Here is a 14,143-nt window from a genome sequence, read left to right on the forward strand (position 1 = left end):
GGGAGTTAAAGGGATAAATAACGGCGAAATAGAGTGATAAAATAACATCTGTTTATTAGTCAGCCAGCGACGTTGGGTTCGCGATTAGCGAAGAAAAATCATCATAATTTGGTGAAAAATATAACAGGTAGTTAAAAAACATCAGTGCAGAGTAAATTGCCGGATGACATCAGAATGATGCCATCCGAACGGTGGTTTAACCCTGATGGTTGAAACGTTGCGTTTTAACGTCCAGCGTTAGCGTTTCTTCTGGTTGTATCGCATACAGTTTCTCACCCTGCTGGCAAATCCAGCCAATTCCCAGTTCACGGGCGATTAGGGCACTGTGGGATAGCGGACTTCCGGCGCTAAGGCAGATACCTTTTACAACCGCTGGATCCAGTTGCAGTACTGTGGAGGGATAAATGTTCTCCGCCAGTAGAATAGTTGGCGAGTTAAACTGCGGGAGTTCTTCTTTCGTTTGGGTCAGGTGGACCAGGGTGCGATGCAGAAGATCGTCCACATCGATATAGCGAGCCTGTAGATATTCATCATCCAGCTGTTGGTATTGCTGGCTAAGTTCTTTAAGAACTTGCTGCCAGGCATATTCCGCCGTGCAATGTTCATGCTGAAGGAGTTCGCTTGCCGCCGCCTGCAGTTCCGGATCATCTAACAGTGTATGGTGACCAGAAAAGATTGCGGCAATATCGTCAAGCCCACTGGTTTCTGCTTTCGCTGTTAACGTCATCAGATCTAATAACGTGAAGTCAATGGCCTGGCGTAATCGTTCTTGTTCTTCTTCCACGGTCAGGGTTGATTTTGCCTGTACCGTACATAAAACAGGTTGATAATAAAAGGCTTTACCCGAAACAGGCGGAACGGGACGCAGAGTAGGTGGAGCAACTTCCTCCGTTTCACCAAAGTTATCTTCAGCCAGCTGACGGAAAGCGATCAGTGCCTCTTCAGCTTCTGGTCCTTTCGCAATCAGGCGCAGCGTATCGTTATAGCGAACTTGTAGTAACGCAATCTGGTTAATACTCTCCGGTGTAACGCATTTGCCGTTTTTCTCCAGCAACATATCGGCATTAAATGTCGATAAGGTATAAACCAGCCGGGAGGCCGGACGTACATGCAGGCCGTTACGGTTTTTTATGACCACCGACAGAGAACGGGCTTCTTCATCGTACGGAGGACATGTGTCAGAGATTTCAGTGTCGGAGGACGGTAAACCCAGTTGTTCACGTTTGGCTTCCAGCGCATGCATGGCGTCAAAGATAACTTTGTCGATATCCGCTCCCGAGGCCGCGCTGACCGTTGCTGCCAGTGTACCTTCGACCAACGGCGCAGCACACAAACGTACTTTTGCGGCGATCTCGGGAGCCAGCAATTCCAGCGCAGTTTCAGCACTCAATAATGCGCTACCCATATCCATCATGACCAGCACATGGTCGGCATCGGCAACAGATTCGATGGCCTCCATCACTTTGACGGCATCGGTACCAATGGGATTTTGTGGATCGTCAATTCCCGCGGCAATGGCGATTTTACAATTATCACTCATTAACATCTGACGGGCTAATTCACCGACACCTTCTCCCAGTCGGCTGCTATGTGAAACTATGACCAGGTTTACCATCACCAATTCCTTACTCTTTTGCGGCTAACGCCAACATTTGCATCATAAACATCACCGAGGTCGCGCCGGGATCCTGGTGACCAATACTGCGTTCACCGAGATAACTGGCGCGGCCTTTGCGGGCTTGCATCGTAATCGTACTTTGTGCAGCGGATTCGGCGATGCTACTGGCAGCGTCGAGCGCCGCCGGAACAGGGAGATTTTGCTCGCAGGACTGACGTAACGATTCCACCACCGGCACCCACACATCACACATGGTTTTATCGCCAGGTTCGGCTTTCCCGCGACTGATTACGCCGTCCGCGCCATCGCGGAACATCTGATAAAGCTCTTCCAGCGTCAGGCTTTGCCGTGCCTGGGTTGTCTGTGCGGCGCGGATAAAGAAGGTACCGAACAGCGGACCACTGGCACCTCCGACGCTGGAAAGTAGCGTCATGCCGGTATTCTTGAGAATGAAACCGATATCTTTATCTGCGATAGCAGGGAGTTTTTCCACCACTTTGCTAAAGCCTCGATTCATATTTAGCCCGTGGTCAGCGTCGCCAATCTCGCGATCCAGTCCAGTAAGATACTCGCTCTTGGTGCTGAAAATATCGCCACAACGAGTGAGCCAGTTAACAATTTGAGTTCTGCTCAGTGACATTGCTTTCTCCTTATTTACCCCAGTTAAGGGCCGGGGTGTGGACCGGGGCGTCCCAGAGTGCCAGCGTTTCGTCATCAACTTTCAGTAAGGTGATTGAGAAACCGGTCATATCCAGTGAGGTGCAGTACGCGCCAATTAAATTACGCTCGATAGTCAATCCCGCTTGCTGGCAACGTGTGGTCAGGCGGTTATAGACGCCGTACAGCTCAGAAAGCGGAGTTGCGCCAAGATTGTTAACCAGCGCAATCACCCGATCGCCAGACTGGAGCGGTTGTTTGGTTTGTGGTTCTTCCTGCCAGCTGCCCTGTTGATAATCCCAGAAACGCAAAGTGCGATGGTATGAGCCATTTTCCAGCAGGGTGTCGAACATTTCATCGACGGTTTGATCAAGGGAAGAGAAGGGGCGGCGGTCAATACCTGGCTCACCATGAATGCCGACGCCAAACTCCATCTCATTATCCGCCAGGGTAAAAGAAGGTTTGCCCGCGGCAGGAACGGTACAGGCACCGAGAGCGATACCTATTGAATGGCCTTGATTATTCAACTTACGCCCCAGTTCCGCACAGGCGTCCAGTGAGTCGCCACGCTCTGCCGCTGCACCTACGAGTTTTTCAATTAATACGGTGTTGGCAACGCCGCGCCGCCCGGCGGTATAAAGACTGTCTTTTACTGCAACGTCGTCATCAATGACCACAGTGGTCACTTTTACGCCGCTATCGTGCAGTAACTCGGTTGCTGTTTCGAAGTTAAGAATATCGCCGGTGTAATTTTTGATAATCAACAGTACACCTTCGCCGCCATCAATTTGCATGGCGCATTCAAAGATTTTATCGGGCGTCGGTGAGGTGAAAATTTCGCCCGGACAGGCCCCAGAAAGCATCCCCTGACCGATATAGCCACAGTGCATCGGCTCGTGTCCGCTGCCGCCACCCGACAGCAGGGCGACTTTCCCTGCAACGGGGGCATCAGCTCGGGTGACATACACCGGATCCTGATGCAGTGTCAGCGATGGATGCGCCTTCGCCAGTCCTGCCAGTTGTTCGTCCAGTACGTCTTGCACATCATTGATCAATTTTTTCATTATTTTGCTCCAGCAATTACGGTAGGGCATGGATGATGTTCAACGACACGGCGACCACTGACTGCCGATGAATCCATTGTGCATCAGGCAAGGGAAAAGAAAATTAGCCCAAATTATGTTTCATAGTGAAACATATTCTTTAATGAATGTTCCATATTGAAACTTTTACGTGTATTAATACTTAAAATTGCGAGCCGGAACACCTTTTGTCATAAGGGATGCGGGATATGAGTGGCGCTTTTAACAACGATGGTCGGGACATATCTCCCTTAATTGCAACCTCCTGGGAGCGATGCATTAAGCTGATGAAACGGGAGACATGGAACGTACCACACCAGGCCCAGGGCGTGACATTTGCTTCTATTTATCGGCGTAAGAAAGCGATGCTGACGCTCGGGCAGGCTGCGCTGGAAGATGCCTGGGAATACATGGCACCGCGAGCGTGTGCGCTGCTTATCCTCGATGAAACCGCCTGCATTCTCAGCCGTAATGGCGATCCGCAAACCTTGCAGCAGCTAAGTGCACTGGGATTCAATGACGGCACGTATTGCGCCGAGGGAATTATTGGTACTTGTGCGCTATCATTAGCGGCTATCTCTGGTCAGGCCGTGAAAACGATGGCCGATCAACATTTCAAACAGGCACTCTGGAACTGGGCCTTTTGTGCAACGCCGTTGTTTGACAGCAAGGGCCGATTGACGGGAACAATAGCGCTGGCGTGTCCGGTTGAGCAAACTACCGCAGCTGATTTGCCGTTGACGTTGGCAATCGCACGCGAGGTCGGAAATTTACTGCTGACGGACAGTTTGCTCGCTGAAACTAACCGCCATTTAAATCAACTTAATGCCCTGTTAGAAAGTATGGATGATGGCGTGATTAGCTGGGACGAGCAGGGTAATTTGCAATTTATCAATGCCCAGGCGGCGCGGGTCTTGCGCCTTGACGCGACGGCAAGTCAGGGAAGGGCGATCACTGAACTCTTAACGTTACCCGCCGTATTGCAACAAGCAATAAAACAGTCACATCCGCTCAAACACGTAGAAGCCACCTTTGAAAGTCAGCATCAGTTTATTGATGCGGTGATAACCCTTAAACCGATAATAGAAACGCAGGGAACCAGCTTTATTTTATTGCTCCATCCTGTGGAACAGATGCGGCAGTTAATGACCAGTCAATTAGGAAAAGTCAGCCATACCTTCGCTCATATGCCACAGGACGATCCGCAAACCCGCCGCTTGATTCATTTTGGTCGCCAGGCGGCACGCAGTAGCTTTCCTGTCCTGCTTTGTGGAGAAGAGGGCGTGGGCAAGGCACTGCTAAGTCAGGCAATTCATAATGAAAGCGAGCGTGCAGCGGGGCCTTATATCGCCGTCAATTGTGAGTTATATGGTGATGCGGCGCTGGCGGAAGAATTTATTGGTGGCGATCGCACGGATAGTGAAAATGGCCGTCTGAGTCGGCTGGAACTGGCGCACGGCGGCACGCTGTTTCTTGAAAAGATTGAATATCTGGCGGTGGAGTTACAGTCTGCCTTGCTTCAGGTTATCAAGCAGGGGGTTATCACGCGACTGGATGCGCGGCGTTTAATACCCATTGATGTCAAAGTGATTGCCACAACGACCGCGGACCTCGCAATGCTGGTGGAACAAAATCGTTTTAGTCGCCAGCTGTATTACGCGCTGCATGCATTTGAAATTACCATCCCGCCACTGCGTATGCGGCGTGGCAGCATTCCGGCGCTGGTGAATAACAAATTACGCAGCCTTGAAAAACGCTTCTCTACGCGGCTGAAAATTGATGACGATGCCCTCGCTCGCCTGGTTTCCTGTGCATGGCCTGGCAACGATTTTGAACTTTACAGCGTCATCGAGAATCTTGCTCTGAGTAGTGATAATGGGCGCATTCGCGTCAGTGATTTGCCGGAACATCTGTTTACCGAGCAGGCGACAGATGATGTCAGCGCCACCCGCCTTTCCACCAGTCTGTCATTTGCGGAAGTTGAAAAAGAGGCAATTATTAACGCAGCCCAGGTCACAGGCGGTCGCATTCAGGAAATGTCGGCTTTACTTGGGATCGGCCGCACTACGCTGTGGCGGAAAATGAAGCAACATGGCATTGATGCAGGGCAGTTTAAGCGCCGTGGATAGCGGGAGAGTATGTACTTTCCCGCTATGAATTGCTAATTAATAGCGACCATGACTGCCGTGATTTGGTCCACCATTTGAAGGTGGCATTGGCTTACCTGAGGGCGCAGGACCACGAGGGCCATCGCTGTGGCGGTGATGATGGTGGGGAACACAAGCACTCAACAGGCTTGCAAAGACAATTGCTAACAGGCTGAAGGTAAATGTTTTTTTCATGACAAACTCTTGAACGGTTAATGCACTGTGATTGTTATCACATAAAAGCTGCATTGTTAATATTGTCAGGAGTCTGATTATGAGTTTTGGTAACTCAGAATTGAAAGAAGACGCGTAGCAGGCGTAAAAAAGCCATTACGTGCAACTCACATAATGGCTCGTTATTAACCGCCAGGGTAGTATTAGCGGAATTAGACGTTGAACAGGAAGTTCATCACATCGCCATCTTTAACGATGTAATCTTTGCCTTCTGCACGCATTTTGCCTGCTTCTTTCGCGCCTTGTTCACCTTTGTAAGTGATGAAATCTTCAAACGAGATGGTTTGTGCACGGATAAAGCCTTTTTCAAAATCAGTATGGATTTTGCCCGCTGCCTGCGGCGCGGTTGCACCAACCGGAATGGTCCATGCACGCACTTCTTTCACCCCAGCGGTGAAGTAAGTTTGCAGGTTCAGCAGCTTATAACCGGCACGGATCACACGGTTCAGGCCCGGCTCTTCCAGCCCAAGCTCCTGCATAAACTCGTCACGCTCTTCGTCGTCCAGTTCGGCAATGTCTGCTTCAACAGCAGCACAAACCGGAACTACAACAGAACCTTCTTTCGCTGCGATTTCACGCACCTGGTCAAGATACGGGTTGTTTTCAAAACCGTCTTCGTTGACGTTGGCGATGTACATTGTTGGTTTTAGCGTCAGGAAGCTCAGGTAACGAACAGCCGCTTTCTCTTCAGCGCTTAAATCCAGCGCACGCAGCATACCTGCGTTTTCCAGCTGGGGCAGGCATTTTTCCAGTACCGCCAGCTCGGCTTTCGCGTCTTTATCGCCACCTTTGGCTTTCTTCTGTACGCGATGAATCGCACGTTCACAGGTGTCGAGATCCGCCAGCGCCAGTTCGGTGTTGATAACTTCAATATCATCCGCCGGGTTAACTTTGCCGGAAACGTGAATGATGTTGTCATTTTCAAAGCAGCGAACAACGTGACCGATCGCTTCGGTTTCACGGATGTTGGTCAGGAACTGGTTACCCAGACCTTCGCCTTTCGATGCGCCTTTTACCAGACCGGCGATATCGACAAATTCCATGGTCGTGGGAAGTGTACGCTGCGGTTTTACGATTTCAGCCAGTTGATCCAGGCGAGGGTCAGGCATTGGTACGACGCCCGTGTTCGGCTCGATGGTGCAGAATGGAAAGTTGGCCGCTTCAATACCGGCTTTGGTCAGCGCGTTGAACAGGGTAGATTTCCCGACGTTGGGCAAACCGACGATACCGCATTTGAATCCCATGATTTAAATCACCTTAATATCTTAATAATCAACCTGTTATTGCTAACAGATTGCAGAAATGGAAATAACTTTGCCTATTATACACGGCACTCGGCAAAAATGCCGCAGACAACGACTTATTGCGCTTTAAAGGCGTGCAATCGGTTCGTTGCTTTGGTCAAGCCATCTGTAAACCACATTTCAGTACAACGCGCCGCTTCGTCGATGGCTTCATCAATTAACTTCTGTTCACTAACAGGCGGTTTGCCTAACACAAAACCGACAACTTTATTTTTATCGCCCGGATGACCGATTCCGATGCGTAAACGGTGAAAGTTAGGGTTATTACCCAATTTACTGATGATGTCTTTCAGTCCATTGTGACCACCATGACCGCCACCCAACTTAAATTTGGCGACGCCAGGAGGCAGATCCAGTTCGTCGTGGGCCACCAGAATTTCGTCCGGATTAATGCGGAAAAAACTGGCCATCGCCGCAACGGCTTTGCCGCTGAGATTCATAAATGTAGTCGGGACTAACAGGCGGACATCTTCGCCTCCAAGGGTGACTCGCGAAGTATAACCAAAGAATTTAGCCTCTTCGCGCAGCGGAGCGCGCAATCGCTCTGCCAGTAAGTCAACGAACCAGGCACCAGCATTATGTCGCGTTGCGGCGTATTCAGCACCGGGGTTCGCCAGGCCGACAATCAATTTAATCGTCACGTTTTTTTGTCCTGAGTGTGTACATAACTGGCGCGTAGTTTACTGGTTGCGGCCCCGCTTGACAAAAAACTGCGTATCAAATGCAGATAATGCAATTATTGCCTGAGTGGACTATTAGAAAGTCAAGGTGTTCAGGCGTTTATTTGTAAAGTTTTGTTGAAATAAGGGTTGTAATTGTGATCACACCCGCACATAACCTACAGGGTGTTGTCTATACTTTACACATAAGGAAGAGGGGTATTCCCTGTTACAACCCAGAAAGTTCCGGAGGTGACATATGAAACGCAAAAACGCTTCGTTACTCGGTAACGTGCTCATGGGGTTGGGTCTGGTGGTAATGGTGGTCGGCGTGGGGTATTCAATCCTCAACCAGTTACCACAGTTTAATATGCCCCAGTATTTCGCACATGGTGCTGTGCTAAGTATTTTCGTCGGTGCGATTCTCTGGCTGGCGGGTGCCCGTGTTGGCGGGCATGAACAGGTGTGCGACCGTTACTGGTGGGTTCGCCACTATGACAAACGTTGCCGCCGTAGCGACAATCGCCGTCATAGCTAACAAATAATGCAGTTTGCTGACCAGTCAGTTTGCGCTGACTGGTCAATCTCGTACTTATAAATCCGCCATCGCCGCGCGACGATTCGGGAAGAATGCGAGGCGTCCCGGGATCGGTTGAATGCCTGCGCGAGCCATAGTGCGCAGTGGCTGGAATTCCAGGTTGCACACGCGCAGTTCACATCCTTCGGGCAGACGCTTCACAAAACGCTGGAACGCATCAAGACCACCAGCATCAAGTACCGGAACGGCATCCCACTTCAGAATCACAATCCGTTTGCCTTCAAGACGTGACTCCAGGTCCGTGAATAAGCCTTCAGCGGCAGCAAAAAACAGCGGGCCAATAACGCGCAGAACCAGGACATCGTCTGGAACGTCTACGACTACCGGTGCCAGGCGAGTCATACGTGCGATACGACGCATAAACAGCAGCGATGCCAGCACGATCCCCACGCTGATGGCAATAACCATATCGAACAGCACGGTCAGCGACATGCACAGCAGCATGACGATGATGTCATCTTTCGGTGCATGACGCAGCAAGTCGACCACTTTGTGCGCTTCACTCATGTTCCACGCCACCATCAACAGCAGGGCTGCCATGGCGGAAAGCGGCAGCCAGGAGAGCAGCGGTGCCAGTACCAGCAGGGCAAGAATAACCAGAATAGAGTGGATCACCGCCGAGATAGGGGAAGTTGCCCCGGCACGGACGTTAGCGGCAGAACGCGCGATGGCAGCTGTAGCGGTAATACCACCAAAGAACGGAGCGATAATATTCCCCAATCCCTGTCCAACCAGTTCGCTGTTCGCCTTGTGTTTTGTCCCGGTCATACCATCCAGCACCACGGCGCAGAGCAGAGATTCGATTGCGCCGAGCATTGCCATTGAGAATGCCGCAGGCAGCAGTGTGCGAATAGAATCCCAGGTTAGCGTGAATTCTGAATTAGGCAGATCCCACGGCAGCACCAGTTGCGGCAGCAGTTGCGGAATACCGTTACCCTGAGAACCATCGGCCAGGACGTAGTGGAATTGCGAACCGATGGTAGCAACATGTCCGCCGAGCAGGTTAACAATCCCCATCACCGCGCAACCAGCCAGCAAGGCCGGAAGGTGGCCGGGTAAACGTATGCCCAGACGCGGCCAGAAAACCAGAATGCCAAGCGTCACAATGCCAATGGCTGCATCACCCACATTAATGGTCGGCAGCGCCATAAATAATGCGCCGACTTTTTGTAGATAATGTTCCGGGACATGGGCCATTTGCAGACCGAGAAAATCTTTAATCTGCATGGTACCGATGGTGATCCCGATACCCGAGGTGAAACCTAAGGTGACGGAAACCGGAATATACTCAATCAGGCGACCAAAGCGTGCCAGCCCCATCAGAATCAAAAAGATTCCCGACAGCAAGGTCGCAACCAGCAGTCCTGCCAGTCCAAACTGTTGCGAAACGGGATAGAGAATTACCACAAATGCCGCAGTCGGACCGGAAACGCTAAAGCGTGACCCCCCCGTCAGAGCAATGACAATCCCCGCAACAGCTGCGGTATATAAACCGTACTGGGGGGCCACACCACTACCAATAGCCAACGCCATCGCCAGCGGGATAGCAATAATCCCGACGGTTATCCCGGCAATCAGGTCACGGGTAAACCGTGCGGCAGTATATTTTTCTTTCCAGCAAGCGTCGATCAGAGCGCGGAAAGGCATCACATGTGAGGAAAATATTTTGTTCACAATAATGTTTCATCCGTGAGCGCATCATCTGTCAACTAAATGGCAGGTGAAGGAGGCATAGGTCATACAAATGGATATTACAGACAAAAAAACCCGCCGCAGCGGGTCTTTGAGCCGGGTTCGATTAGTGTTCGAACATGGCAGAGATCGATTCTTCGTTGCTGATACGACGAATCGCTTCGGCCAGCATACCTGACAGGGTCAGAGTACGCACGTTCGGCAGTGATTTGATTTCATCGCTCAGCGGAATGGTATCGCAGACAACGACTTCATCAATTACAGAGTTACGCAGGTTGTTCGCCGCGTTGCCAGAGAAGATCGGGTGAGTCGCGTACGCAAATACACGTTTAGCACCACGTTCTTTCAGAGCTTCAGCAGCTTTACACAGCGTACCGCCAGTGTCGATCATATCATCGACCAGTACGCAGTCACGACCTGCAACGTCACCGATGATATGCATCACCTGGGAAACGTTCGCACGCGGACGACGTTTGTCGATGATTGCCATATCGGTATCGTTCAGCAGCTTAGCGATAGCGCGGGCACGCACAACGCCGCCGATGTCCGGAGAAACCACAATTGGGTTATCCAGATTCAGCTGCAGCATGTCTTCCAGCAGGATCGGGCTACCAAATACGTTATCAACCGGAACGTCGAAGAAACCCTGAATCTGTTCAGCGTGCAGATCCACTGTCAGCACACGGTCAACACCGACGCTGGAGAGGAAGTCTGCAACCACTTTCGCAGTGATTGGTACACGAGCGGAACGGACGCGACGGTCCTGGCGCGCATAGCCAAAGTAGGGGATAACAGCGGTGATACGACCTGCGGAAGCACGACGCAGGGCATCAACCATAACGACTAATTCCATCAGGTTGTCGTTAGTAGGGGCACAAGTGGACTGGATGATGAAAATATCACCACCGCGTACATTTTCATTAATTTGTACACTGACTTCGCCGTCGCTAAAGCGACCTACAGCGGCGTCGCCGAGTGAAGTGTACAGGCGGTTGGCAATACGTTGTGCTAGTTCCGGGGTGGCGTTACCAGCAAAAAGCTTCATATCAGGCACGAGAAGAACCTCAGGCATGCGTCCATTGGTGGAAAGAATCTGCCGAAAACTGTGCGGGCCAGGCATGATTCTTTCCAGGCGGTGTATTAAAGAGCGCGATGCAACGTCTGGAACAAGGTGACGTTGTCACCGAAACTCAGCTTGCCCGGCTTAAAGCATGGCACTGTGCAATGGGGAAAGATTAACGCCTTTCGCCACAAAGCCATTGAGCCATTCCGGGGCTTGCTCTAGCACCTGGCGGGCTTCAGACTCTGTATCAAATTCAGCAAAGACACAGGCCCCTGTCCCAGTCAGGCGCGACGGGGCGTATTCTAACAGCCAGGAAAGCACCGCATCAACCTCGCGAAAACGTTTTCTTGCGATAACCTCGCAATCATTGCTGAATTCACATTTTAGCAACGTTTCTATTGACCTTTTTGGCGTATTGCGCGGGAGTTCAGGATCTTTAAAAATCACCGGTGTCGGAATACTTACACCAGGGTGCGCCACCAGATACCACTTCTCTGGCGGATCCACCGGCGTTAGTATTTCACCAACGCCTTCGGCAAACGCGGCATGACCACGAACAAAGACAGGAACATCTGCGCCCAGCGTCAGCCCCATTTCCGCCAGCTCATCCATGCTTAGTCCGCATTGCCAGAGATGATTTAACGCCACCAGAACCGTCGCGGCATTGGATGAACCACCGCCGAGACCGCCGCCCATCGGCAAACGCTTGTCAATGCTGATATTCGCACCGCTTCCCGTCGAAAGACGCCCGCTGTCTGCCGCAGTTTTCATCAACAACCGCGCTGCGCGAACGATCAGGTTATCTTCATGTTCCACGCCTTCAACGGGCGTTAACAGACGAATATCCCCATCGTCACGAAGCTCAATGCTGATGATGTCGCCGTAATCAAGAAACTGAAACAGCGTTTGCAGCGTGTGGTAACCATCCGCACGCTGACCGGTAATGTATAAAAACAGATTAAGTTTTGCCGGAGAGGGCCACTGTGTCCGCATTATTTCACTATCCAGTTATCCATTTTTAACTTGATGCGTTGACCACCGTCGGTGAGTTCCATATTGGCTGGCATCGCAGGTTGAGTTTTTGTGTCATAACCACCGTAAACAACTTTCCAGTTTTTGCCATTCTGGCTGTAGGTGATTTCACTCAGGCGGTACTGGTCGTCAAGTTTGTAGTCAGTCGCATCACCCGGTAAACCTAAAATCCACTGGCGCAAGCTGTTGAGCGGAATTGGCATTCCGGTCAATTTGCCAATCATCTCTTCGGCGTCATCGGCGGTATAACGCTGACCTTTATTGTCGACTAACTGCACGTTACCCGGTTGAGCATTCAGCTCCAGTTCCGTGCTGCCCAATGGGTTAGTCAGCAGCAGACGGTAGCCATCCTGGCCAGTTTGCTGCCAGAAGAAACGGGCGTACACTTTTTGTTGGTCAGAAATATAAGCGAACGCGCCGCGAGTTTGATACTGATTAAGATTGCGCACGTCTTGCTGATGCTGACGCCATTGTGGCGAATCCGGGCTTTTGCCTGGGCCTTTGGGTGTGGTAACAGAACAGGCAGTGAGCACGAGGGCTGCTAGCGGTAGCAGGCGGATAAAGCGAAAATCGGGCAGGGGCATAATAATGACAAGTCCTTGAGATACGTTGCAGTTATAACCCTTAATGCTAGCGTTACCGTTAGCCATCGTCTATGTTCACGTTGTCTTAATTGCCAGAATCTAACGGCTTTCGGCAATTACTCCAAAAGGGGGCGCTCTCTTTTATTGATCTTACGCATCCTGTATGATGCAAGCAGACTAACCCTATCAACGTTGGTATTATTTCCCGCAGACATGACCCTTTTAGCACTCGGTATCAACCATAAAACGGCACCTGTATCGCTGCGAGAACGTGTATCGTTTTCGCCGGATAAGCTCGATCAGGCGCTTGACAGTCTGCTCGCGCAGCCGATGGTGCAGGGCGGTGTGGTGCTGTCGACGTGTAACCGCACAGAACTTTATCTCAGCGTTGAAGAACGGGATGACCTGCAAGAGGCGCTCATTCGCTGGTTGTGTGATTACCATAATCTCAACGAAGACGATCTGCGTAATAGCCTCTACTGGCATCAGGATAACGATGCGGTCAGTCATTTAATGCGCGTTGCCAGTGGGCTTGATTCTCTCGTCCTTGGCGAGCCGCAGATCTTCGGTCAGGTGAAAAAAGCGTTTGCCGATTCGCAAAAAGGTCATATGAAGGCCAGCGAACTGGAACGCATGTTTCAGAAATCTTTCTCTGTGGCGAAACGCGTTCGCACTGAAACAGATATCGGTGCCAGTGCTGTGTCTGTCGCTTTTGCGGCTTGTACGCTGGCGCGGCAGATCTTTGAATCGCTCTCTACGGTGACGGTACTGCTGGTTGGCGCGGGCGAAACCATCGAGCTGGTGGCGCGTCATCTGCGCGAACACAAAGTACAGAAGATGATTATCGCCAATCGCACTCGCGAACGTGCCCAAATTCTGGCAGATGAGGTTGGCGCGGAAGTGATTGCCCTGAGCGATATCGACGAACGTCTGCGCGAAGCCGATATCATCATCAGTTCCACCGCCAGCCCGTTGCCGATTATCGGTAAAGGCATGGTGGAGCGCGCATTAAAAAGCCGTCGCAATCAACCAATGCTGCTGGTGGATATTGCCGTTCCGCGCGATGTTGAGCCGGAAGTTGGTAAACTGGCGAATGCTTATCTTTATAGCGTTGACGATCTGCAAAGCATTATTTCGCACAACCTGGCGCAACGTAAAGCCGCCGCAGTTGAGGCGGAAACTATCGTTGCTCAGGAAACTAGCGAATTTATGGCGTGGCTACGCGCACAAAGCGCCAGCGAAACCATTCGCGATTATCGCAGCCAGGCTGAACAAGTTCGCGATGAGTTAACCGCCAAAGCATTAGCCGCTCTTGAGCAGGGCGGCGACGCGCAAGCCATAATGCAAGATCTGGCATGGAAACTGACTAACCGCCTGATCCATGCGCCAACGAAATCACTTCAACAGGCCGCCCGTGACGGGGATAACGAACGCCTGAATATTCTGCGCGACAGCCTCGGGCTGGAGTAGCAG

General features: G+C 51.3%; 13 protein-coding genes. 3 read left to right on the forward strand and 10 right to left on the reverse strand.

Features of this window, described 5'->3' with window-relative positions; genetic code table 11:
* Positions 1-196: 196 nt before the first annotated feature.
* The 3 genes from dhaM to dhaK are packed head-to-tail and all read right to left on the reverse strand — an operon-like array spanning position 197 to position 3,339.
* Positions 197-1,615 (reverse strand): dihydroxyacetone kinase phosphoryl donor subunit DhaM, encoded by a 1,419-nt coding sequence (gene dhaM / locus ACJHYO_RS09370; protein WP_001313765.1) that lies wholly within the window; start codon positions 1,613-1,615, stop codon positions 197-199.
* Between the two features lie 10 nt (positions 1,616-1,625).
* Positions 1,626-2,258: a dihydroxyacetone kinase subunit DhaL gene (dhaL, locus tag ACJHYO_RS09375; RefSeq protein ID WP_085455321.1), complete on the reverse strand. Its 633-nt coding sequence runs from the start codon at positions 2,256-2,258 to the stop codon at positions 1,626-1,628.
* Between the two features lie 10 nt (positions 2,259-2,268).
* Positions 2,269-3,339: a dihydroxyacetone kinase subunit DhaK gene (gene dhaK / locus ACJHYO_RS09380; RefSeq protein ID WP_000733694.1), complete on the reverse strand. Its 1,071-nt coding sequence runs from the start codon at positions 3,337-3,339 to the stop codon at positions 2,269-2,271.
* 218 nt (positions 3,340-3,557) lie between these two features.
* Between dhaK and dhaR the strand changes: the two genes are divergently transcribed.
* Complete coding sequence (gene dhaR / locus ACJHYO_RS09385; protein WP_170988245.1) at positions 3,558-5,486, forward strand: dihydroxyacetone kinase operon transcriptional regulator DhaR; 1,929 nt, start codon at positions 3,558-3,560, stop codon at positions 5,484-5,486.
* A 36-nt stretch (positions 5,487-5,522) separates the two neighbouring features.
* Here dhaR and ACJHYO_RS09390 read toward each other — a convergent pair whose 3' ends face one another.
* From ACJHYO_RS09390 to pth, 3 genes are all read right to left on the reverse strand, one after another.
* Positions 5,523-5,699: a hypothetical protein gene (locus tag ACJHYO_RS09390; RefSeq protein ID WP_001311636.1), complete on the reverse strand. Its 177-nt coding sequence runs from the start codon at positions 5,697-5,699 to the stop codon at positions 5,523-5,525.
* Positions 5,700-5,890: 191 nt separating this feature from the next.
* Positions 5,891-6,982, reverse strand: coding sequence for a redox-regulated ATPase YchF (ychF, locus tag ACJHYO_RS09395; protein ID WP_000505872.1), 1,092 nt, complete (start codon positions 6,980-6,982; stop codon positions 5,891-5,893).
* A 116-nt stretch (positions 6,983-7,098) separates the two neighbouring features.
* A complete protein-coding gene (pth, locus tag ACJHYO_RS09400; protein WP_000152933.1) occupies positions 7,099-7,683 on the reverse strand; it encodes an aminoacyl-tRNA hydrolase in 585 nt (194 codons plus the stop codon).
* A 277-nt stretch (positions 7,684-7,960) separates the two neighbouring features.
* Here pth and ychH point away from each other — a divergent pair, with 277 nt between their 5' ends.
* Positions 7,961-8,239: a stress-induced protein YchH gene (gene ychH / locus ACJHYO_RS09405; protein ID WP_000823885.1), complete on the forward strand. Its 279-nt coding sequence runs from the start codon at positions 7,961-7,963 to the stop codon at positions 8,237-8,239.
* Positions 8,240-8,293: 54 nt separating this feature from the next.
* On the opposite strand, the gene dauA is transcribed toward ychH, so the two are convergent.
* The 4 genes from dauA to lolB form a co-directional block, all read right to left on the reverse strand.
* Positions 8,294-9,973, reverse strand: a complete 1,680-nt coding sequence (gene dauA, locus ACJHYO_RS09410) for a C4-dicarboxylic acid transporter DauA (RefSeq protein WP_001033350.1) — start codon at positions 9,971-9,973, stop codon at positions 8,294-8,296.
* Between the two features lie 124 nt (positions 9,974-10,097).
* Positions 10,098-11,045, reverse strand: coding sequence for a ribose-phosphate diphosphokinase (gene prs / locus ACJHYO_RS09415; RefSeq protein ID WP_001298109.1), 948 nt, complete (start codon positions 11,043-11,045; stop codon positions 10,098-10,100).
* Positions 11,046-11,195: 150 nt separating this feature from the next.
* Entirely contained in the window at positions 11,196-12,047 is an 852-nt protein-coding gene (gene ispE, locus ACJHYO_RS09420) for a 4-(cytidine 5'-diphospho)-2-C-methyl-D-erythritol kinase (RefSeq protein ID WP_021580702.1), read from the reverse strand.
* Complete coding sequence (gene lolB / locus ACJHYO_RS09425) at positions 12,047-12,670, reverse strand: lipoprotein insertase outer membrane protein LolB (protein WP_085455485.1); 624 nt, start codon at positions 12,668-12,670, stop codon at positions 12,047-12,049. Before lolB ends, ispE begins: the two co-directional genes overlap by 1 nt.
* A gap of 213 nt (positions 12,671-12,883) precedes the next feature.
* Between lolB and hemA the strand changes: the two genes are divergently transcribed.
* The gene (gene hemA, locus ACJHYO_RS09430; RefSeq protein ID WP_001682829.1) at positions 12,884-14,140 is read left to right on the forward strand and encodes a glutamyl-tRNA reductase; all 1,257 of its coding nucleotides are present in this window, start codon (positions 12,884-12,886) and stop codon (positions 14,138-14,140) included.
* Positions 14,141-14,143: the final 3 nt, after the last annotated feature.

Origin of the sequence: Escherichia sp. WS1118 (assembly GCF_046487695.1) — a bacterium.
Taxonomy (GTDB): domain Bacteria; phylum Pseudomonadota; class Gammaproteobacteria; order Enterobacterales; family Enterobacteriaceae; genus Escherichia; species Escherichia coli.

Excerpts from the sequence above, each read along its gene's own strand:
- dhaM (WP_001313765.1), bottom strand. The coding sequence starts at position 1,615 with ATGGTAAACCTGGTCATAGTTTCACATAGCAGCCGACTGGGAGAAGGT.
- dhaL (WP_085455321.1), bottom strand. The coding sequence starts at position 2,258 with ATGTCACTGAGCAGAACTCAAATTGTTAACTGGCTCACTCGTTGTGGC.
- dhaK (WP_000733694.1), bottom strand. The coding sequence starts at position 3,339 with ATGAAAAAATTGATCAATGATGTGCAAGACGTACTGGACGAACAACTG.
- dhaR (WP_170988245.1), top strand. The coding sequence starts at position 3,558 with ATGCGGGATATGAGTGGCGCTTTTAACAACGATGGTCGGGACATATCT.
- ACJHYO_RS09390 (WP_001311636.1), bottom strand. The coding sequence starts at position 5,699 with ATGAAAAAAACATTTACCTTCAGCCTGTTAGCAATTGTCTTTGCAAGC.
- ychF (WP_000505872.1), bottom strand. The coding sequence starts at position 6,982 with ATGGGATTCAAATGCGGTATCGTCGGTTTGCCCAACGTCGGGAAATCT.
- ychH (WP_000823885.1), top strand. The coding sequence starts at position 7,961 with ATGAAACGCAAAAACGCTTCGTTACTCGGTAACGTGCTCATGGGGTTG.
- ispE (WP_021580702.1), bottom strand. The coding sequence starts at position 12,047 with ATGCGGACACAGTGGCCCTCTCCGGCAAAACTTAATCTGTTTTTATAC.
- lolB (WP_085455485.1), bottom strand. The coding sequence starts at position 12,670 with ATGCCCCTGCCCGATTTTCGCTTTATCCGCCTGCTACCGCTAGCAGCC.
- hemA (WP_001682829.1), top strand. The coding sequence starts at position 12,884 with ATGACCCTTTTAGCACTCGGTATCAACCATAAAACGGCACCTGTATCG.